At 72.2% G+C, this 19,802-nt stretch carries 18 protein-coding genes; 8 read left to right on the forward strand and 10 right to left on the reverse strand.

Going from position 1 to position 19,802, the window contains the following annotated elements:
* The first annotated feature begins 68 nt into the window (after window positions 1-68).
* On the forward strand, window positions 69-1,208 hold the full coding sequence (locus JKJ07_RS39635) for an AfsR/SARP family transcriptional regulator (RefSeq protein WP_307834642.1): 1,140 nt from the start codon (window positions 69-71) through the stop codon (window positions 1,206-1,208).
* On the opposite strand, the gene JKJ07_RS39640 is transcribed toward JKJ07_RS39635, so the two are convergent.
* Genes JKJ07_RS39640 through JKJ07_RS39655 form a run of 4 tightly spaced genes read right to left on the reverse strand, consistent with a single transcriptional unit; the run spans window position 1,185 to window position 5,494 of the window.
* Window positions 1,185-1,784: a GTP-binding protein gene (locus JKJ07_RS39640; protein ID WP_202997159.1), complete on the reverse strand. Its 600-nt coding sequence runs from the start codon at window positions 1,782-1,784 to the stop codon at window positions 1,185-1,187. The two genes, JKJ07_RS39635 and JKJ07_RS39640, sit on opposite strands and share 24 nt — an antisense overlap.
* Window positions 1,765-2,151 (reverse strand): DUF742 domain-containing protein, encoded by a 387-nt coding sequence (locus JKJ07_RS39645; protein WP_202997160.1) that lies wholly within the window; start codon window positions 2,149-2,151, stop codon window positions 1,765-1,767. Before JKJ07_RS39645 ends, JKJ07_RS39640 begins: the two co-directional genes overlap by 20 nt.
* Window positions 2,141-2,560, reverse strand: coding sequence for a roadblock/LC7 domain-containing protein (locus tag JKJ07_RS39650; protein ID WP_184953320.1), 420 nt, complete (start codon window positions 2,558-2,560; stop codon window positions 2,141-2,143). Before JKJ07_RS39650 ends, JKJ07_RS39645 begins: the two co-directional genes overlap by 11 nt.
* The gene (locus JKJ07_RS39655; RefSeq protein WP_202997161.1) at window positions 2,561-5,494 is read right to left on the reverse strand and encodes a nitrate- and nitrite sensing domain-containing protein; all 2,934 of its coding nucleotides are present in this window, start codon (window positions 5,492-5,494) and stop codon (window positions 2,561-2,563) included. It lies immediately after the preceding gene.
* Window positions 5,495-5,773: 279 nt separating this feature from the next.
* Here JKJ07_RS39655 and JKJ07_RS39660 point away from each other — a divergent pair, with 279 nt between their 5' ends.
* The 3 genes from JKJ07_RS39660 to JKJ07_RS39670 are packed head-to-tail and all read left to right on the forward strand — an operon-like array spanning window position 5,774 to window position 8,400.
* On the forward strand, window positions 5,774-6,475 hold the full coding sequence (locus JKJ07_RS39660; RefSeq protein WP_236030677.1) for a hypothetical protein: 702 nt from the start codon (window positions 5,774-5,776) through the stop codon (window positions 6,473-6,475).
* Window positions 6,476-6,488: 13 nt separating this feature from the next.
* Window positions 6,489-7,343 (forward strand): hypothetical protein, encoded by an 855-nt coding sequence (locus tag JKJ07_RS39665; protein WP_202997162.1) that lies wholly within the window; start codon window positions 6,489-6,491, stop codon window positions 7,341-7,343.
* 58 nt (window positions 7,344-7,401) lie between these two features.
* Entirely contained in the window at window positions 7,402-8,400 is a 999-nt protein-coding gene (locus tag JKJ07_RS39670; RefSeq protein ID WP_202997163.1) for a helix-turn-helix transcriptional regulator, read from the forward strand.
* Here JKJ07_RS39670 and JKJ07_RS39675 read toward each other — a convergent pair.
* Window positions 8,364-8,876 (reverse strand): hypothetical protein, encoded by a 513-nt coding sequence (locus JKJ07_RS39675; protein WP_202997164.1) that lies wholly within the window; start codon window positions 8,874-8,876, stop codon window positions 8,364-8,366. The genes JKJ07_RS39670 and JKJ07_RS39675 overlap by 37 nt on opposite strands.
* A gap of 203 nt (window positions 8,877-9,079) precedes the next feature.
* A complete protein-coding gene (locus JKJ07_RS39680; RefSeq protein ID WP_236030678.1) occupies window positions 9,080-10,966 on the reverse strand; it encodes a M48 family metallopeptidase in 1,887 nt (628 codons plus the stop codon).
* 317 nt (window positions 10,967-11,283) lie between these two features.
* Between JKJ07_RS39680 and JKJ07_RS39685 the strand changes: the two genes are divergently transcribed.
* Entirely contained in the window at window positions 11,284-12,480 is a 1,197-nt protein-coding gene (locus JKJ07_RS39685; RefSeq protein ID WP_202997165.1) for a cytochrome P450, read from the forward strand.
* Between the two features lie 371 nt (window positions 12,481-12,851).
* On the opposite strand, the gene JKJ07_RS39690 is transcribed toward JKJ07_RS39685, so the two are convergent.
* Window positions 12,852-14,324, reverse strand: a complete 1,473-nt coding sequence (locus tag JKJ07_RS39690) for a beta-N-acetylhexosaminidase (protein ID WP_307834643.1) — start codon at window positions 14,322-14,324, stop codon at window positions 12,852-12,854.
* Between the two features lie 26 nt (window positions 14,325-14,350).
* Here JKJ07_RS39690 and JKJ07_RS39695 point away from each other — a divergent pair, with 26 nt between their 5' ends.
* The gene (locus JKJ07_RS39695) at window positions 14,351-14,884 is read left to right on the forward strand and encodes a GNAT family N-acetyltransferase (RefSeq protein ID WP_202997166.1); all 534 of its coding nucleotides are present in this window, start codon (window positions 14,351-14,353) and stop codon (window positions 14,882-14,884) included.
* Window position 14,885: 1 nt separating this feature from the next.
* Here JKJ07_RS39695 and JKJ07_RS39700 read toward each other — a convergent pair whose 3' ends face one another.
* The 3 genes from JKJ07_RS39700 to JKJ07_RS39710 form a co-directional block, all read right to left on the reverse strand.
* Entirely contained in the window at window positions 14,886-15,638 is a 753-nt protein-coding gene (locus tag JKJ07_RS39700; protein WP_202997167.1) for an SGNH/GDSL hydrolase family protein, read from the reverse strand.
* Window positions 15,639-15,939: 301 nt separating this feature from the next.
* Window positions 15,940-16,770: an LLM class flavin-dependent oxidoreductase gene (locus JKJ07_RS39705; protein WP_202997168.1), complete on the reverse strand. Its 831-nt coding sequence runs from the start codon at window positions 16,768-16,770 to the stop codon at window positions 15,940-15,942.
* Window positions 16,771-17,067: 297 nt separating this feature from the next.
* Window positions 17,068-18,030: a helix-turn-helix transcriptional regulator gene (locus tag JKJ07_RS39710; protein ID WP_236030679.1), complete on the reverse strand. Its 963-nt coding sequence runs from the start codon at window positions 18,028-18,030 to the stop codon at window positions 17,068-17,070.
* A 61-nt stretch (window positions 18,031-18,091) separates the two neighbouring features.
* Here JKJ07_RS39710 and JKJ07_RS39715 point away from each other — a divergent pair, with 61 nt between their 5' ends.
* Together JKJ07_RS39715 and JKJ07_RS39720 are read left to right on the forward strand one after the other, a co-directional pair.
* Complete coding sequence (locus tag JKJ07_RS39715) at window positions 18,092-19,051, forward strand: ABC transporter ATP-binding protein (protein WP_202997169.1); 960 nt, start codon at window positions 18,092-18,094, stop codon at window positions 19,049-19,051.
* A 3-nt stretch (window positions 19,052-19,054) separates the two neighbouring features.
* Window positions 19,055-19,789, forward strand: coding sequence for an ABC transporter permease (locus tag JKJ07_RS39720; protein ID WP_202997170.1), 735 nt, complete (start codon window positions 19,055-19,057; stop codon window positions 19,787-19,789).
* The last annotated feature ends 13 nt before the right edge of the window (window positions 19,790-19,802 follow it).

The raw sequence follows: 19,802 nt of genomic DNA on the forward strand, positions 1-19,802 counted from the left end.
GCTGCTGCCGCTGCCGTCGCGCTTCCGTTTCGCTGTTTGCGCAGGCCAGCGCATCGGGGGGAGTTTGCGTGCGGTTCGAGATGCTCGGCGAGCTGCGGGTGCTGCGCGACGGGGTGCCGGTCGACCTCGGCCCGGCCAAGCAACGCGCCGTGCTCGCCGTGCTGCTGGTCAACGCCGGCCGGGCGGTGCCGACCCACCAGATCGTCGACGCGGTCTGGGGCGACGAGCCGCCCGAGAACGGGGCGAACGTCGTGCAGAAGCACATCGCCGGGCTGCGGCGCGTGCTCGATCCCGACCGCGCGCCGCGCACGCCGGGTGAGCTCGTGGCGCTCACCCCGGCCGGCTACGTGCTCCGCCTCGACGGGCACACCGTGGACGCCCACGAATTCACCGAGGCGGCCACCCGGGCCCCGACGGCCGAGCTCGTGCGCGCCGGTCTGGGGTTGTGGCGTGGTGAGGCCCTGGCCGGGCTCACCGGGCCGTTCTTCGACTCGGCGCGGGCCCGCCTGGCCGAGGGGCACGCGACCGCGTGGGAGCGCTGGGCCGAGCTCGAGCTCGGCCGGGGGCGCGACGCCGCGCTGGTGCCCGAGCTGGCCCGGCTGGTCGAGCAGTTCCCGCTGCGCGAGGGGCTGCGGGCGCATCTGATGATCGCGCTGTCCCGCAGCGGGCGGCAGGCCGAGGCCCTGGCCGCCTTCCGCAGCGCCCGCGACTACCTGGTCGAGCAGTTCGGCACGGAGCCGGGTGAGCTGCTGCAGGAGACGCACCGGCGCGTGCTGCGGGGCGACCAGGCGCCTCTTATGCCGGCCGCCCCCGCGCCGGCCTATGTGGTCGACGACGGGCCGCCGGTGCGACTGCGGATCCCGTACGTCGAAGTGCTCTTCGCCGTCCTGACGCCGCTGGTCACCTTCGCCACCGGCGCGTGGATCTACTTCGTGTACGCCGCGGTGCACCACCACGCCCGGCGGCTCTTCGCGGCGGCCGGGGTGTATGCCGGCCTGCTGGTGATCGCGTTCGTCTTCATGGCCGTCGACCCGTCGCCGCTCGACGACGGCGACGCCGTCAGCGGGGCCGAGGCGGCCGGCATCTCGATCTGGTTCGGGACCGCGCTGCTGGCCGCGATCCACGGCGCGATCATCGCCACGCACCAGGCCGGCGTGGCCGCGCTGGCCGCCGTGGCACAGCGGTCAGCGCGAGGCGGCGGTCGCTAGCTGCCTGCGGGCGACGTATTCGACCAGCTCGATCAGGACGTTGCGGGCGCCGGTGGGCTCGCGGGCGTCGAACAGCACGACCGGCACGTCGGGGTCGAGGTCGAGCGCCCGGCCCACGGCCTCGGAGCCGAAGCGCTGCTCGGACTCGAAGCAGTTGACCGCGACGACGAAAGGGGTGCCGCGCTGCTCGAAATAGTCGATCGAGGGGAAGCAGTCGGCCAGCCGGCGCGTGTCGGCCAGCACCACGGCGCCCAGCGCGCCCTGCGACAGCTCGTCCCAGAGGAACCAGAACCTGTCCTGCCCGGGGGTGCCGAACAGATAGAGCTGCAGATCCTCGGTGATGGTGATGCGGCCGAAGTCCATCGTCACGGTCGTGGTGGTCTTGCCCTCCACGCCGCCGGTGTCGTCGGCGCCCTCGGCCCCGGTGAGCACCTCTTCGGTCTGCAGCGGGCGGATCTCGCTGACCGAGCCGACCATTGTGGTCTTCCCGGCGCCGAAGCCACCGGCAATCAGGATCTTGAGCGCGACCGGGATGCGCGACGATGCGCCGTTGCGGTCAGAGCGCACGGAGTCCATTGACAACCGCCTTGAGTACGTCGACATCGTGCGGCTGGGACGCCGCCGGGGGTTCGTACAGCGAGATGAGTCCCGCCGAGCGTAGATCACCGAGCAAGACCCGGACGACTCCGATCGACAAGTCGAGGGCCGAGGCCAGCTCGACGACCGAGATCGGCTCCCACGAGGCGGCGACGATCGCGTGGTGCTCCGGCTGCAGCGCGGCGCCTCCCGGATCCTCGCCGGCGGTGGCGACCACGAACGCGACCAAGTCGAACTCGCCGCCCTCGGGGGCCACCCGGCCCTGGGTCATCGCATACGGGCGGACGACCGGGCCGGCGTCGTGGTCGAGCCAGTCGTGCGCCGCCCGCGGCGGGTCAGCCGGCATCGGGCATCGCGGCTGACCGCCCGGGTGCGCTCATGTTCTGGCCCACCCGGGTGACGAGCATGGCCATCTCGTACGCGATCAGGCCGAGGTCGGCGTCGGCCGAGGCCAGCACGGTCAGGCACGCCCCCTGGCCGGCCGCCGTGACGAAGAGGAACGCGTCCTCCATCTCGACCACGGTCTGGCGGACCGGACCGGCCCGGAAATGCCGGCTCGCGCCCTTGGCCAGGCTCTGGAAGCCGGCCGCCATGGCCGACAGGTGCTCGGCGTCCTCGCGGGCCAGCCCGGCCGACGCTCCCATGAGCAGACCGTCGGCGGACAGCACGACCGCCTGCTGCGCCGTGGGCACCCGCTCCACCAGATCGTCGAGGAGCCAGGTGAGATGCGCGCGCTGGTTCGTCGTCTGTGTCACTTATGCGTCCTTTTCCGGCCTGGTCACGTCTTCGCCCCCGGTTGATGGCCCGCCATTGGCCGCATCCCCGTGTGCCTCGTCCCGCGTTGCTGTGTCTTGCCGTGCTGCTGTGTCTTGCCGCGCCGCGTTTTCGTCCCGGGCGAGCGTGAGGTTCACGATCGCCGGGAAACTGACGGTAGCCGCATCCGCAAAGGATCCGGCGCTCGCGGGACCGCCAATGCCCGTGTCATCCGCATTAGACCGATCTTCATGTGCGGAATTGGCACGTGTATGACGTTCACCACCACCGACCCCCTCGCCGGGCGCGGCAGGGTCGTTACTCGGAGTGAACCTGCCACCCGACTCAAGGTAACGATCGGCGTCAATGCGGCCGCGGGTGGTGCCGAGCTGCAGCGCGCTCATGATGCTGCGCACCTGCTCCGGCGAGCGCAGCTGGGGCTCGGGCTCGGCCGGGGCCTCACCGGCCGGGCGGCGCAGCTGCGGCACCAGGTTGGCCTGACGGACCCGGCGGGGCAGACCGTCCTCCGTGGTCTCGCCCCGGGCCGGTGGGGGCGGGGGCGGGGGCATCGGAGCCCCGGCCGGCGCCGAGTTTCGTGGCACCGAGCGCGGCGCCGGGATGCGGGCCCGTTGCGGCAGGTCGGGCGCGGCGTTCAGGGCCTCGAGCTCCGCCCGCACCGGGCCCAGGTCGGCCACCGGCACGGTCGCCTCCGGATCCACGCTCGGTTCGGCCGGGCGACGGACCCGGCGTCGCTGCACCAGGCCCTCCTCGCTCAGCCCGTCGGCCACCGAGCTGGGGGCCGGGCCGCCCGGGAACGCGGGGGCGCGGTGCTGACCGCCGGTGACCATCCCGCGTACGGGCTGGTGGGTCTCGGGGGTGGGCAGCGCGGTGCCGTCGATGATCGGATGACCCGACGCGGTGACCTGCTGCAGCTGCTCGCCGCCCTGCCACTGCAGCGCGGCCAGCGAGCGGGACGGGTCGCCGCGGCCCGAGCCGACCAGCGGACGCTCCCCGGTGGACCCGCCCTCGGGCAGCGCGGCGACCGGCCCGGCCCCGACGATCAGGTCGGCCGGCACCAGCACCATCGCGGTCACCCCGGCGAACGCGGAGGCCCGCAGCGAGACCCGGATGCCGTGCCGATGGGCCAGCTGGGCCACCACGAACAGGCCCAGGCGGGCGCTGTCGGCCGGATCGAACTCGGGCGGCTCGGCCAGCCGGCGGTTCGCCTCGTCGATCGCCTCCGGGGTCATGCCGAGGCCGCGGTCCTCGATCTCGATGCCGTAGCCGTTGGGCAGCACCTGGCCGGAGACCTGGACCCGGGTGTGCGGCGGGGAGAACGAGGCGGCGTTCTCGAGCAGCTCGGCGAGCAGGTGGATGACGTCACCGACCGCGCGGCCCAGCACCGAGGAGGACTCGACCGAGCGGATGTCGATGCGCTTGTAGTCCTCGACCTCGCTGATCGCGCCGCGCACGACGTCGATCACCGGGACCGGGTTGCGCCAGCCGCGGCCGGGGGCGGCGCCGGCCAGGATGACCAGGTCCTCCGCGTGGCGCCGCATGCGGGTGGCCAGGTGGTCGACGCGGTAGAGATCCTCCAGCTCCTGCGGCTCGGTCTCGCGGCGCTCCATGCGGTCGAGCAGCGCGAGCTGGCGGTGCAGCAGGGTCTGGCTGCGCCGGGCGATGTTGAGGAACACCTCGTTGAGGCCGCGCCGGACGTTCGCCTCCTCGACCGCGGACTGCAGGGCCGTGCGCTGCACGTCGTTGAAGGCGTGGCCGAGCTGGCCGATCTCGTCGCGGCCGTACTCCAGCGGCGGCGTCTCGACATCGACATCGACCTGCTCGCCGCGCTGCAGCCGGCGGACCACGGTGGGCAGCCGCTCGGCGGCCATCTCGCGGGCCTCGCCGTGCAGCCGGCGCAGGCGGCCGACGATCGAGCGGCCGACCCGTACGGAGAGGTAGAGCGAGAAGGCCAGCGCGCCGAGCCCCAGGATGCCGGCCAGGCCCAGCCGCAGCAGCACCCGCTCGGCGACCGGGCGGGCCCGATCGGTGAGGGCGTCGGTGGCCGCGACCTCGAACCCGCGCAGCTCCTGCGCGACCGCCACGTACGACGGGCGGAACTCGGCGCTGCTCACCGGGGTGGCCGCGCCGTCGCGGCTCTGCTGCACGAGCTGGTCGAGCAGGCTGTCGAGGCGGTCGAACGCGGTGCCGCCGCTGAGGTCGTTGTACGCCGCGCGGTCGCTCTCGGCCATGTCCTCGACGCCGCGGGCGAGCAGGAAGCGGGCGGTGCCGACGTCCTGGATGAGCTGGCCGCGCAGCTCGGGTGTGAACCGGCCGGCCGCCGTGGCCCCGCCGACCAGCGCGTCGACCCGGCTCAGATATTCCTGGCCCTGGCCGACGGTGGTCAGCGCGCGCAGCTCGCCGTCGATCTGCTGGTCGTTGAAGGTGGCGGTGGCCGCGAACGTCTGGAAGCCGGCGGTGATCACGCTGTTGAACAGGTTTTGCGCGCCGAGCTCGTCCATCGACCGCTTGTCGATGTGGACCCGGTTGCCGGTCAGGCTCTCCAGCTGGACCAGGAACGCGTCGATCCGGTCGCGCAGCGGGCCGCTCGTGGCGTCCCGCGCGTCGTCGCCCTCGGCGAGCCGGCGGAACTCGGCGATCTGCTTGTCGGTGGCGCTGCGCTGATCGAGCAGGGACTGCGAGACCGGGCCGGTGGCGGCGAGGTATTCCACGCTGAACAGCCGCTCACGCTGCAGCTGGCCGACCAGCTCGATGCCGGGGTTGCCGACGTTGTCCAGCACCGTGCGGGCGGACAGCAGGTTGAACGCCGGTCCGGCGGTGAGCGCCGTCGCGAAGAGCCACAGCGCCAGCAGGGCCGTCAACGGGACGGCCGCCAACACGATGATCTTCGAACGGATCGACCAGTAACGCTTCTTCATCAGGCTCCGCTCATCTGCGTACGCCCTCGGGAGAATACGTAAAGACTTCGGAGCGAGCCACCACGGCGGCGTACCTAAAAACTCGCTTAAGTCCTTTTTAACCGGTGAGATTGGCATGCATCGGCCGGTCGTGCTTATGACACTGTGACCAGGCGGTTACCGAGCGGAACTCAGGATCGCCCGCCCGGCCGGACTCGGGATCAGCGAAACCGGATCCGCGGGAGGGGATTGACGGGACCCGGTGGGTGGGAATACCGGAGGGCGGAAAGAGGAGGCCCGATGTCCACCACAGCCACGATCATCCTGATCGTCGTCATCCTGGTTGTGATCGCCGCGGTCGTGTACGGCGTCCAGGTCGTACGGCGCAAGCAGCTGCAGAACACCTTCGGACCGGAGTACGACCGCGTGGTCGCCGACTCCGGGAGTCGCACCGAGGGCGAGAAGGAGCTTCGCGAACGCGAGAAGAGGCACGCCTCGCTCGAGCTGAAGCCGCTCTCCCCCGAGGCGCAGAGCACGTACGCGGCGAACTGGGAAGAGGTTCAGATCCAGTTCGTGGACAACCCGTCGGAAGCCGTCACCGCGGCCGACGAACTGGTCACCCGGTTGATCGCCGAGCGGGGCTACCCGACCGGCGAGTACGACGAGCGGCTGGCCAACCTCTCCGTCGAGCACGCGCGCACGCTCGAGCACTACCGCAAGGCGCACGAGATCAGCCGGCGCAACAGCGCGGGCGAGACCACCACCGAGGACCTTCGGCAGGCGCTGGTGCACTATCGGGCGCTCTTCGCCGACCTGCTCGGAACCGACCCGGTGCCGTCGATCGGCACCACCTCTCCGGCTCCGACTGGTACTACTACTCCCACGTCCACTTCGGACGACCCGGGCGCCGCTCCTCGCACGGCTCCCGCTCCTCGCACGGACGCCGACTCCCGTACGGCTGCCGGCGAGCCCGACGCCCCCGCCCGCGACACCAGCCGCTAGGAGAGCCACCGCGATGAAGTTCTTCTCGAACGAGAAAGAGAACGAGACCCAGGAGATCAACGACCGCGACCGGGCGGCGACGGATCCGGCGGTCGTGCCGCCGCAGCGCGCCGGGTCGCCGTGGAGCGACGCCCCTGGCGAGAGCGCCCCCGCCTCCGCCTCCGCCTCCGCCTCCGGGGACACGTCTACCGACGCCGTCCCGGCCTCCTCCACCCCGGCCGATCGCGACGGCTTCGACGAGTCGTCGAAGACCGCCACGACGTACGGGCCGGACGGGACCGTCGTCGAGGACGGCGACTACCGGGGCACGCACGCCGGCGACTCCGACAGCACCCAGGTGATCAGCACGGCCGACTCGGCGAAGACCGACGACGCCAAGGTCGACGAGGACAAGGTCGACGAGGACAAGGCGCTCAAGGACGACGGCACCTTCGACAGCCCCAAGGCGGTCGACCCGGCCACCGACCTGCCGCTCGACGACGGCAAGGCGGACGACTACCGCGACGGCGAGGAGTTCCAGCCCACCGCCACGCCGGTCGCCGCGGCCGCGGCCGTGCCGGCGACCACCCCGGCGGCCTCTGCCCCAGCGGCCTCCAGCCCGGCGGCTTCGGGCAAGACCGGCGAGCGGCTGCTGCCGGACGGCGACTCGTTCGCCGAGCGGTTCCGCGACATCCAGCTGCGCTTCGTCGACGAGCCCAAGGAGGCCACCGCCGAGGCCGCCCAGCTGGTCGAGGAGGCGGTCGACAAGCTGACCAGCGCGCTCAAGTCGCAGCGGGACAGCCTGGGCGGCAACGCCGACGACACCGAGAAGCTGCGGGTCGAGCTGCGCGCGTACCGGGACATCATCAACCGCCTGACCGCTCTCTGAGCAGACCGTGAACCGAAGGGGGAGCCGCCGGCTCCCCCTTCGGCGTTAGCGTTCAGGTGTGCGCGCCGACCGTCTGCTCTCGCTCCTGCTGCTGTTGCAGACCCGTGGGCGGATGACGGCGCAAGACCTGGCCGACGAGCTCGAGGTCTCGGTGCGCACCGTCTATCGCGACGTCGAGTCGCTCGGGGCGGCGGGCGTGCCGGTCTATGCCGACCGCGGCCCGGCCGGCGGCTATCAGCTGCTCGACGGCTATCGGACCCGGCTCACCGGGCTGACCTCGGACGAGGCGGGCACGCTGTTCCTGGCCGGGATGCCCGGTCCGGCCGCCGAACTGGGCCTCGGGTCGGTGCTGGCGGCGGCGCAGCTCAAACTGCGGGCGTCGCTGCCGGGCGAGCTCGCCGACCGGGCCGACCGCGTACGGGAAAGGTTTCATCTCGACGCACCCGGGTGGTTCCGCGGCGACGAGCCGACCCCCTACCTGTCGGTCGTGGCCGACGCGGTGTGGAGCGGGCGCGTGCTCGAGGTCCGCTACCGCCGCTGGAAGACGCCGCGCGAGGTCACCCGGACGCTGCACCCGCTGGGCGTCGTGCTCAAGGCCGGACGGTGGTATCTGGTGGCCGCCGCCGGCGCCAGGACCACCGCCTATCGCGTGTCGAGCATCCTCGAGGCGGAGCTGCTGGACGAGACCGCGTCGCGGCCCGCCGACTTCGATCTGGCCGGCTTCTGGCGGGAGTGGACCGAGCGCTACGAGCAGAGCGTCTACACCGCGACGGCCACCGTCCGGATGACGGCCGCGGCGCTGACCCGGATGGCGTACGTCTTCCCGCCCGAGATGTCGCGGGTCGCGCGGGCCGAGGCCGGGCCGCCCGACGACTCGGGCCTGCTGGTCACCCGGGTGCCGATCGAGTCGATCAAGCACGGGCACATCGAGCTGCTCAAGCTGGGCGCCGAGGCCGAGGTGCTCGACCCGCCCGAGCTGCGCGAATGCTTCGAGGCGACGGCCCGGGGGCTGGCCACGACCTACTTGCCGGAACGCTCGCCGGCGAAGCCCGCGTAGGTGCCGTCCTCGTCCGGGACGTCGTCGCCGGGCGTCGCGGGCGGGCTCGTCTCCTCGTCGACCGGGGGCTCGGTGGTCTCACCGGTCTCGGACGGCTCGCTCGTCGGCTCCGTCGTGGACTCGGTCGGCGGGTAACTCGGCGTCTTGGTCGTCGTGGTCGGCTCGGCCGCCGGCGACGTGGTGGACGGCGCCGGCTCGGAGCTGGCGCTGGGCGACGGCTTGGCCGAGGGTGAGGTGGTCAGCGGGATGACGTGGCCGCGTGGCTCGGTGGCCGGGCTCGTGCCGGTCTGCTCGCCCGCGCCGGTGCCGCCCAGCAGCTCCTGGCCGGTCTTCTCGGTCGTGCCCTGCTCACGCACCACGGGCGGACGGACCGGGCTGTCGCCGTCGATCGCGCCGAGCTGGACGCCCATCCACAACGCGGGGCCGAGTCCGACCGCGACGATCGCGCCGAACAGCGCCAATGGCCCCCGGTCCATGTCTGGCCTCCCCGCCTCATTGGGATCATCCCGCCGGCTTCGGGATTTTCTCTACCCGTTATCGGGAGCGGTAAAGCGAACGTTCCACATGGATATTGTGACCTCACGTGACGAATCGTTCACTCTTTGGTCGCCTATGCGACCCCGCCCGCCAAGTAGCACGGACCGCCGGCGCGAGCAGTTCACTTTGATGATGGGCGGGCTCAGCGGGTGCGAGTGAGGAACGCCACAGCGTCGTCGAGGGCGGCCCAGCCGCCGGGCAGCTCCTCGGAGTCCAGAGTGGAGCGCACGGTCAGGGTGCCGCCGTCGCGCAGGTTGATCTCCCACGAGCGGCGGCCGTTGCGGGTGGCCGAGGCCGTGGCGACGTCGGCGAACGGCACGAACCGGTTGTCGGTCTTCTCCAATGTCGCCGTGGCGGTGGCGGTGGCGGCCGGAGCGGGCTCGGGGGCCGGGGAGCCGTCGGGCAGGACGCCGTCGGTGGCCAGCCGGGTCAGCCGGCGCTTCGACTCGTGATGGCGGGTGCGCGGCAGCGCGGGCACGAGCAACAGCCCGGTCTCGAGCACCAGCAGGTCGGTGCGGGCGCCGTCGACCTGCACGCCGACCACACCGCCGAGCACCGGGACGCGGGCCGAGTGGTGACGCGCGGTCGACGCCGACGCCGTGAGGTCGACCCCGATCGAGGTCAGCCAGGCCCGGACCTCCCCGACCGTGGCCGGGTCGCCGGCGGCCTCGGCGGGCTCCTGAAGCTCCAGATAGGACCCGTCGATCACGACCAGCTCGGCCGTGCCCGTCCAGCTGTGCCGCCAGCGGGCCACGCCGCTGTGCAGGGCGGCCAGCGCCAGCAGGAGCGCGATCAGGTCGGTGATCCGCCCGGACACCTCGTCGGCCGGCAGGTCGTCGAAGACCGTCTCGGCGACCTTGCGCAGGCGGCCGTCGGCGGCCAGGTCGAGCACGTCGGCCGCCCCGGTCACCGGCGCGCCGGCGGCGCGGGACAGCGCCCGCAGCGACGCGTCGGCCTCGCGCTCCATCTCGGCGATGCGGGCCACGCCGAAGAACTCGTCCCACCCGACGACGGCGCGGGCGCCGACCGGGAACGCGACCGCCTGCAGCGCGCGGCCCAGGCCCGGCAGGTCGGGCACCAGCTCGCCGGCCGGCCGGCCGGGCTGCTCCGGCCCCTCGGGGGTGATCTCGGCCAGCGCGGCCAGGCGCTCGGCCAACGGCGGATGCGGATCCCACTCCCCCGGCGGCTCGGGCTCACGGCCCCGCAACGCGGTCATGTCGTCGCCGCGGGCGGCCAGCATCCGCAGGAAGCCGCCGAAGACGTCGTCGGGCACGAGACCGGTCTGCCAGCCGGGACTGAGATATTCGGCGTGGAAGAGCTGCTGCATCGCCTCGAGGGCGGGGCCGTCGCGGAGCACGGCGGCCGCGGCGTGCGGACCCGCGAAACCGGCCGCGACCCGGTCGGCGGCCAGCTCCTGCGCGTGGCTGAACGGGGTGTCAACCGCCCTGTACCACCGGGCCCACGCCCTGAGCAGCGGGCCGGCCGGGCTGCGGCGCGGGATGCGCGGGACGATCCGGCCCAGGGCCAGCCGGCCGCGCCGGGCCATCGGGGCGAACCGGCCCCCCAGCGCCGGTGAGCCGTGGGCCAGCTCGTGGGCGACCACCGCCCGGACGCGGGACTCGTCCCACGCCTGCAGCAGCGGCAGGCCCAGATAGAGCTCGCGGGGACCGCCGGCCAGACCGCCCAGGCGCAGCCGTTGCGCGACGGTGGCGGTGGCACCGGCCACGATCGTCACGCCCGCGGGCGGCTTCACCCCGGCGGCGAGGGCGGCGTCGTCGATCATCGTCCACAGGGCGGGCGCGTGCTGGCGCAGCACGGGCACCCCGGCCGGGAGCGGGCGGCGCAGCCGCAGGGCGCGCACGGTCGCCCACCAGAGCAGGCCGGCCACGGCGATCACCAGCGGCACCGCGACCTGCAGGGCCAACTCGCCGGGCAGCGGCTCGAGCACCAGCAGCACGACCACCAGGACGGCGGCGACCTGCGCCCAGGCCACCGCCAGGAAGCCGGCCAGCATCGCCGCGGACCTCAAGCCTGGTCGCACCTTGCCCCCATTTCATCGACGCGCGCCTAGGTCCTGTCTCGCAGTTGGGGTGGGTGCGAGGCCGGGTCCAGATTTCGTCTGGTGGTGGCCCGGGGAAGCCTGGCTCCCGGTGTTGGAACCTGGCTTTCCCGGGACGCCGCCAGGCGGGATCTGGGCCCTGCCGCAGCCCCGCCCCAACTGCGAGACAGGGCCTAAGGGTAGGACGGCCCTCCGACGGAAACCGCAGACGCGGAGTCCGACAGCGGGAAAAATAAGGAAGATTTTTGAGCCTGTTTCGCGCAGTCACGCGGGGGGATACGGACTGTATGGCGCTTCTCGACCAGACCCTGGCGTTCGGGACGAAGGGGTATGCCTGGCTCCCCGACCTTCGCCGCCGCAGCCACGGCCGGCCCGTGCCGATGCGGTTCGGCGGGCAGCCCGCCGTCGCGATCAGCGGCCCCGACGCGGCCCGGTTCTTCTACGACCGCGGACACCTCGAGCGGCACACAGCCCTGCCCGCCCCCGTGGTCGACACGCTGTTCGGCCGGGGCGTGCACACGCTCGACGGTGAGGCCCACCGCACCCGCAAGGCGCTGTTCGTCGAGCTGCTGATGCACGAGGACGGCGTCGACACGCTGGCCTCGCTGGCCGGCAAGATCTTCGACGAGGCGGCCGACGGCTGGCGCGGCGGCGGCCCGGTGTCGCTCTTCGACGAGACGACCCGGGTGCTCGCCGACGCGGCGGCGCGGTGGACCGGCGTACCGGATGATGATGGGCTGGCCGGTGACCTGGTGGCCATGGTCGACGGCTTCGCGACGCTGGGGCCCCGTCACCTGCGGGCCCGGATCGCGCGGCTGCGTCGCGAGCGGCAGCTGGCCAAACTCATCGACACCGCACGCCGGCAGGAACCCACGGACAACCCGGTGTCGCGGATCGCCCACCACCTCGAGAACGGTTATCTGCTCGACTCGCGCAGCGCGGCCGTCGAACTGATCAACATCATCCGCCCGACGACGGCCGTGGCATGGCTCGTGGCGTTCGCCGGACACGCGCTCGACCGCTGGCCCGGGACGCGGGCCCGCCTTCGGGCCGGCGACGAGGACTACACGCTGGCCTTCGTGCAGGAGGTGCGGCGGTTCTATCCGTTCGCGCCGTTCCTGGGTGGTCGCGCCCGCCGTGACCTGCACTTCCAGCGTACGGAGATCCCGAAGGGCACGCTCGTGCTGCTCGACGTCTATGGGCAGCACCACGACCCGCGGGTCTGGCCCGAGCCGTACGAGTTCCGGCCGGAACGCTTCCTCGACCGGCCGGTCGGGGAATTCGAGCTGATCCCGCAGGGCGGCGGCGACCCACGGGCGGGCCACCGCTGCCCGGGCGAGAAGATCACGGTCGCGGTGCTGGGGACGCTGGCGCAACGGCTGGCCAAGCTCGACTACTACATGCCGCCGCAGAACACGGGCATCGACCTGAGCCGCGTGCCGGCCCGCCCCCGCAGCGGAATCGAGATCGTCGTCCCCCAATAGGCCCTCCCCACCGCACCACAGGGGGCTGGCCAAGAAAATACGCCCCGCAAACCCGGCAAATCGACTTATCCACAGGCGTCGGGCCGTGATTTGCGGGACATTTTCCGAGTCGATCTCGCCGCTGCGGGATCCAGGCGTGATCGCAAACCATGAGCCGACCTCGCGGCCGTGCGACCCCCGGCGTGATCGCGAAACCAAGAGCCGACCTCGCAGCCGCGCAACCCCCGGCGTGATCGCGAAACCAAGAGCCGACCTCGCAGCCGCGCAACCCCGGCGTGATCGCGAAACCATGAGCCGGCCGCGCGACCAGGCGTGATCGCGTACCGCGCCGATCTCGGGGCGGCGAGATTTGGGCACGGTCGCGAGCCGGGCTACTTCCAGTCGATCTCCGGGGAGCGGTGGAAGTTGACGCCCTGCGCCGCGAAGCGGGGCCCGAACTCGGCCAGCCGGCTGCGGAACGACGGCCAAGAACGGTCGGCCCGGGGCGTCCAGCCGATCTCGGCGATCGCGGCCAGGCGCGGGAACGCCATGTACTCCACGTCGGCCAGGCTGCGCAGTGTTTCGGACCACAGCGGGGCCTCGACGCCGAGCAGTGACTCCTCGCCCACGCCGGGCAGGCGGTCGGCCGGGTCCCACTCGTACGAGCGCTCGACCCCGAGCAGGCCCGCCCAGTCCAGGCCGAGCGGGCTCGACTCGTCGTACTTCATGTCGAGGTAGCTGCGGTCGGCCGGCGACATGATCACCTGATGTCCGCTCTCGGCGGCCCGGGCGACACCGTCGTCGGCGGGCTCGATCCGCCAATACTGCGGGACCGCGCTGGGCGGCAGCTCGACCGCGGCCATCTCGTGCCAGCCGATCGCCCGCTTGCCGTATTTTCCGGCCAGCGGCAATACACGCGTCATGAACGTCCGGTAGTCCTCGGCCGTCGTGCTCAGCGCCTCGTCGCCGCCGATGTGCAGGAACGGGCCGGAGGTCAGGCCGGCCACCACCCGGATCACGTCCTCGACGAAGGCGTACGTCTCCTCCTTGTCGGCGCACAGCGAGGAATAGCCCACCTCGGCGTCGGTGCGCGGCTGCACGGGCTCGCCGTCGCAGGTCAGCTCGGGGTAGGCGACCTGAGCGGCGTTGACGTGACCGGGCAAGTCGATCTCGGGCACGATCGTGACGAACCGCGTTTCCCCGTACGCCACCAGGTCCGCATACTCCCGAGCGGTGAGGAAACCCGGGCCCTGGCCGTCGATCCCGGTGCCCTCGCCCCCGCTGACCTCGGTGAGCCGCGGCCAACCCTCGATCTCGAGCCGCCAGCCCTGGTCGTCGGTGAGGTGCAGGTGCAGGTGGTTGATCTTGAACTGGGCGATCGTGTCGATGTAGGACCGGATGTCGGCCGGGCCGTAGAAGTGCCGGGCCAGGTCGAGCATCGTGCCGCGGTAGGCGAAGCGCGGCTCGTCCTCGATCCGCCCACCGGGCAGCACGACCTCGACCTGGACAGCCGTCTCGGGCAGCAGCTGGCGCAGCGTCTGCAGGCCGGCGAACAGGCCCTGCGCGGCGGGCGCGCTCAGGGTCACGCCGTCGGCCGCGATGTCGAGCCGGTACGACTCCGGGGACTTCGCCTCGTCGACGGTCTCGTCGAGCCGCAGCCGGATCGCGCCGTCCTCGTCGCGGGGCACCGGGAAGCCGGTGACCCGGCGCAGCAGCCCGGCCAGTTCGTCGGCGACGGCAGCGGCCGCGGGGGCGGCGCTCACCGACACACCGGCGGTGACCCGGAAGTCGGCGGTCGCGTCGGGCCGGACCGACACGGGCAGCGGAATGACGTCACCGAGTTGTCTCATCGTGGGAGCGCTCACGATGACGAACAATAAACTGTCTTTCCATGTCGATCACGACCCGTCGCGCCGGAGATGCCGACACCGAAATGCTGCACGATCTGGCCGGACGGACATTCGGCCTGGCCTGCCCGCCCGGCACCCGGCAGGAGGACATCGACGCGTTCGTCGCGACCCACCTGTCAGTAGCGAGCTTCCAGGGCTATCTGGCCGACCCGGGACGCGTCCTGCTGCTGGTGCTGCGGGACGGCGTACCGGTGGGCTATTCGATGCTCGTCAGCGGCCCGATCCAGGATCCGGACGTGGCCGCGGTGATCGACGACCGGGTCAGCGTCGAGCTGAGCAAGTGCTACGTGGCGCCGGAGCAGCACGGCTCGGGCACCGCCGCCGCGCTGATGACCGACACCCTGGCCGCGGCGGGCGAGACGGGCGCCGCGTTCTGCTGGCTGGGCGTCAACCAGCAGAACGTACGGGCGGCCAAGTTCTACGCCAAGAACGGCTTCGAGATCGTCGGCACCAAGCGCTTCCTGGTCGGCAGCGAGTGGCACAACGACCACATCCGCCGCCGGGCGCTGCCCTGATTCACGCCGGGCTGACGTCGGCCCAGTCGAGAAACTTGCCCGTACGGAAGTCGCCGGACGACTGCCCCCGGATGCGGCGGGTGAGCCAGGGCAGCACGTGCTCCCGGTAGTAGCGAGCCTCGGCCAGCACCCGGCGCGCCTCGGCCGGGCCCGGATCGATCACGTGCGCGGCCCGCTCGTAGCCCAGCGCGTTGAGCACCAGGCCGGCCACCCGGGTGTGCCCGGCCGTGTTGAGATGCAGGCGGTCGGCCGACCAGTAACCGGGCTTGCGGAGCTCGGCGTCGTGGAAGGCGTCGACGAGCGTGATGTCGTACCGCTTGGCCAGCGCGATCGCCGACTGGGTGAGCTCCTCGCCGCGGCGGCGCATGCGGTTGCCCATGGGCAGGCGGTCGGACGGGTCGGCCCCGCTGAGCAACACCATGCGCACGCCGGCCTCGGTGCAGCGCCGGACGGCCTGCTCGGTCAGCCCGGCCAGCCGTTGCATGTCGCCACCGGGTCGCATCATGTCGTTGCCGCCACCGGCCAGCGTCAGCATCGTGGGCCGCGGCGACAGGGCCAGCGCCGCCTCGAGCTGCTCGTGAACGATCGGCCCGAGCAGCCGGCCCCGGATCGCCAGGTTCGCATACTGCACCGTCTCACCCGTCCCGGCAGCCAACCCGGCGGCGACGAGGTCGGCCCACCCGCGCACCGAGCCGTCGGGCTGCTCGTCGCCCACACCCTCGGTGAAACTGTCCCCGATCGCCACGTACCGCATCCCGCCGCACCTTTCCGCCGCGACCCGCCCCCGCGAACCGCTCCCACTACGCATCGCCCCGGCCGAACTCACCCGAGGCACATCGGCCGAGGCTATCGAAACTCTTCGTGCCGAACCCGCCTTCGCGACCAGAGTCATACCCACCCGTGCACCCCGGCCCCGACCACCCGAGCCGCACGCGGGTTGACGGGGTGGCGCGGGTGGGACGCCCCGTCGGCCGAGCAGCGCGACCGCCGCCGCGGACCATGTGCAGCTCGCGCCGGTCGGGCAGCCATGGGCGCGGCCGCTATGCGGACGGGGCTCAGCCGACCAGGGGCTTGACCTCCTCGGCGACCCAGCGGGCGTAAGCCGCGGGGTCTTCGCCGGGCACCGGCTGCAGGATCACCTTGCTCGCGCCGGCCGCTGCGAACTCGGTCACCCCCGCCGCGATCTCGGCCGGTGAGCCGGACAGGCCGGGATAGTCGGTTTTGTAGACCTCGGCGTCGCGGGCCAGCTTCTCGGCCGCGCCCGGGCCGGTGAGCGCCGGGACGAACACGACGATCTGCGCGTCGGGGGCCGCCTTGGCCGCCTCGGTGACCTTGGCCGGGGTGGTGCCACCGGAGAGCACGACGGCGTCGCCCACCTCGCCGGCCAGCGCGATCGTCTTGGGGCCGCCGGCCGCGATCGAGAGCACCGGCGGCACCTCGGGCGGCCAGTCGAGCCGGACGTTGTCGAGCTTGACGTAGCGCCCGTCGACCGTGACCGTCTCGCCGGAGAGCAGGGCGCGCAGGGCCGTCGCATACTCCCGCAGGAGGGTCAGCGGCGACGCCGGGCGGGCCCCGACCTGGCCCATCCACTCCTGAACGCCGTGGCCGATGCCGGGCAGCGCCCGCTCACCGAACATGCGCCCGAGCGTGGCCAGCTCCATCGCCAGCGAGGCGACGTTGCGGAACGGCACCGGCATGATGCCGACGCCGACGCGCAGTCGCTCCGTCGAGGCGAGGGCGGCGGTCATGGCGGTGAGGCCGCCGTTGAGAAAGCAGTCCTCCCAGATCCACAGCTCCTCCAGGCCGGCCTGATCGGCGGCCTGGGCGACGGAGCGCAGGATCTCGGGTGGGTTGCTCGGCAGGAAGATCGCACCGATCGTCGTCATGGGCCAGATTCTGCCCGGACCCCCTGACATTTTCCGGCCGTCCCGGCCCACCAAGATATCCGTCAACTCTTATATAGGTCTCGGCTTATGCGGCTCGGAAAAGTGTCGGAGGGGACCGATAGCTTCATTCATGCGGATCGGCGCCACGGGGGCGCCGATCCGTCCAAAGTCGTCGCGCCGGACACCCGCGACGGCAGAGATGGCAGGGCGCGCGTGGCGGCGACGCGGAGAGATGCTCGGCGGCTGGGCGTGTCGCGGCGGGGCCGGGCTGGACTGGGCGACGTGACGCGGACGGGGCTAGGCGGCTTCCGGGGCTGTGGTGGCGCCGCGGAGCAGGGTTTCGGCTGTGGTTCGGATGCTGTCGCGTAGTTCGGCCGGGGACTCGACGGTGAACGGCACGCCCATCACGCCCAGCACCATGACCGGCCAGCCGAGGTCGTCCGTGTTCATGTGCATTCGGCAGGATGTGTCGGTCAGTTCGTCCACCGCGCCGTATTGGCCGACGAAGGCGCGCAGCGAAGCAGCCGGCGTCTGCAGCACCACCGAGACGTCGTACCGGGCCGGGATTTTTGACATGCGGGAGCGCAGCCAGGCCGCCGGGTCGCCGCCGGGGATGTCGCGGGGGCGGAAGCGGGCGCCGGTCAGTTCGGGTGCGGCCATGCGGTCGACGCGGAAGCTGCGCCAGTCGCCGCGGTCGAGGTCCCACGCCACCAGATACCAGCGGCGGCCGATCGGCACGAGGTGGTGCGGTTCCACGTAGCGCGTCGACGACGAGCCCTCGCGCGGCGTGTATTCGAAGCGCAGCCGTTCCTCGCCCCGGCAGGCCATCGCGAGGGTGGTCAGCACGGCCGCGTCCAGGGTCGGGCCGCCGCCGAAGGCGCCGGGCGCGGTCACCGCACGCAGCGCGTCGATGCGGCGGCGCAGCCGGGGTGGCAGCAGCTGGATCACCTTGGCCAGGGCCCGTACGGAGGTCTCCTCGAAGCCCGCCACCGCCGACGTGCGCAGGCCGACCGCGATCGCGACCGCCTCGTCGTCGTCGAGCAGCAGCGGGGGCACGGCCGCACCCGCCTGCAGCTGGTAGCCCCCGGCCACGCCGCGGCTGGCGTCGACCGGATAGCCCAGGTCGCGCAGCCGGTCGACGTCGCGGCGCAGGGTTCGCGGGCTGACGTCGAGCCGGCCCGCGAGCTCGGAGCCCGGCCAGTAGCGGTGGGTCTGCAGCAGGGAGAGCAGTCGCAGCATCCGGGCACTCGTGTTCGCCATGACTTCAGACTCCGCCGCATTGAGGTCAGAAAGTGGCCGCAAACGACCCTAGCTTGAAGACATGATTGAGACACAGGGGCTGACCAAGCACTTCAAGGACGTACGGGCCGTCGACGGCATCGATCTCACCGTCGCCCCGGGTGAGCTGGTCGCGCTGCTCGGGCCGAACGGCGCCGGCAAGTCGACGACGTTACGCATGCTCACGACGCTGATACCGCCGACGTCGGGGACGGCCCGGGTGGCCGGGTTCGACGTGGTGCGGCAGCAGCGTGAGGTACGGCTGCGGATCGGCTACATCGGGCAGGGCAACGGCGCGGGCCACAGCCAGCGGGGCCGGGACGAGCTGATCAGCCAGGGCCGGGCGTACGGGCTGGGGGTGAAGGACGCCCGGGCGCGCGCGGCCACCCTGATCGAGTCGCTGGGCCTGGCCGAGGTGGCCGACCGGAAGGTCTCGAGCCTCTCCGGGGGCCAGCGCCGCCGGCTGGACATCGCGATGGGCCTGATCCACGCGCCCGACCTGCTGTTTCTCGACGAGCCGTCGACGGGGCTGGATCCGCAGAACCGGGCCAACCTGCAGGAGCACATCCTCGACCTGCGGGCCCGGCACGAGACGACGATCGTCTTGACCACCCACTACCTCGACGAGGCGGACTCGATGGCCGAGCGGGTGATCGTCGTCGACCGGGGGCGGATCATCGCCGACGACAGCCCCCAGCGGCTCAAGGCCGAGCACGTCGGCGATCTGATCACGCTCGGGTTCGGCCACGAGGCGGATGCCGCGAGCGCCGCGTCGACTTTGAGCGGGCTTCATCCCGTACGGGAAGGAACTCGGCTTTTGATCTCGACTCAGGGGGCACCGCGGCGGGTGACCGGAATGCTGGACGACCTGCGGGCCGGTGGCAGCCCGGCGGTCGAGGTCGAGGTGACCCGGCCGACGCTCGACGACGTCTTTCTCAAGCTGACCGGTCGCAGCCTGCGCGAGGGCGGCACCGCCGAGACCCGCGAACTCGTGGAGGTCTGAGCCATGACCACGCTGATCACCGACACCCGCACCGTCTTCAGCCGCGAGCTGCGCCCGGTGCTGCGCGACCCGTTCACGATCACCTTCGCGATGGTGCAGCCGCTGGTCTTCCTGGGGCTGTTCACCCCGCTGCTGCCGGACGACTCGTTGCAGTGGTTCGTGCCCGGCATCATCGTCATGTCCTGCCTGTTCGCGTCGTCGATGACCGGCTCGAACCTGCTCTTCGAGATTCAGACCGGCTCGCACGAGCGGATGCTGGTGACGCCGCTGCGGCGGCCGGCCCTGCTGATCGGGCGCGCGCTCAAGGAGATCGTGCCGATGTTCGCGCAGGCCGCCCTGATCGTGGCCGTCTGCGTGCCGTTCGGGTTCCGGTTCAACCTGGCCGGCGCGCTGCTGGGGCTGATCATTCTGGCCGCGTTCTGCATCGGGCTCGGCGCCCTGTCGTACACGCTGGCCTTGGCCTCGAAGAACCAGGAGTGGTTGTTCTGGACCGTGCAACAGACCCTGATCTTCCCGTTGCTGCTGCTGGCCGGGGTGTTGCTGCCGATCGAGAACGGGCCCGGCTGGCTGCGGGCGCTGGCCAAGGGCAACCCGCTGAGCTACGTCGTGGATGCCGAGCGGGCGCTGTTCGGCGGCGACATCTGGACCTCGGCCACGCTGGCCGGTGTGATCGCCGCGGGCGCCACGGCAGCGCTCGGGTTGTGGGCGGGCGTACGGGCGATGCGCAACTCGGACTAGGACCGCTAGTTTC

Origin of the sequence: Paractinoplanes lichenicola (genome assembly GCF_016785085.1) — a bacterium.
Taxonomy (GTDB): Bacteria; Actinomycetota; Actinomycetes; order Mycobacteriales; family Micromonosporaceae; genus Actinoplanes; species Actinoplanes lichenicola.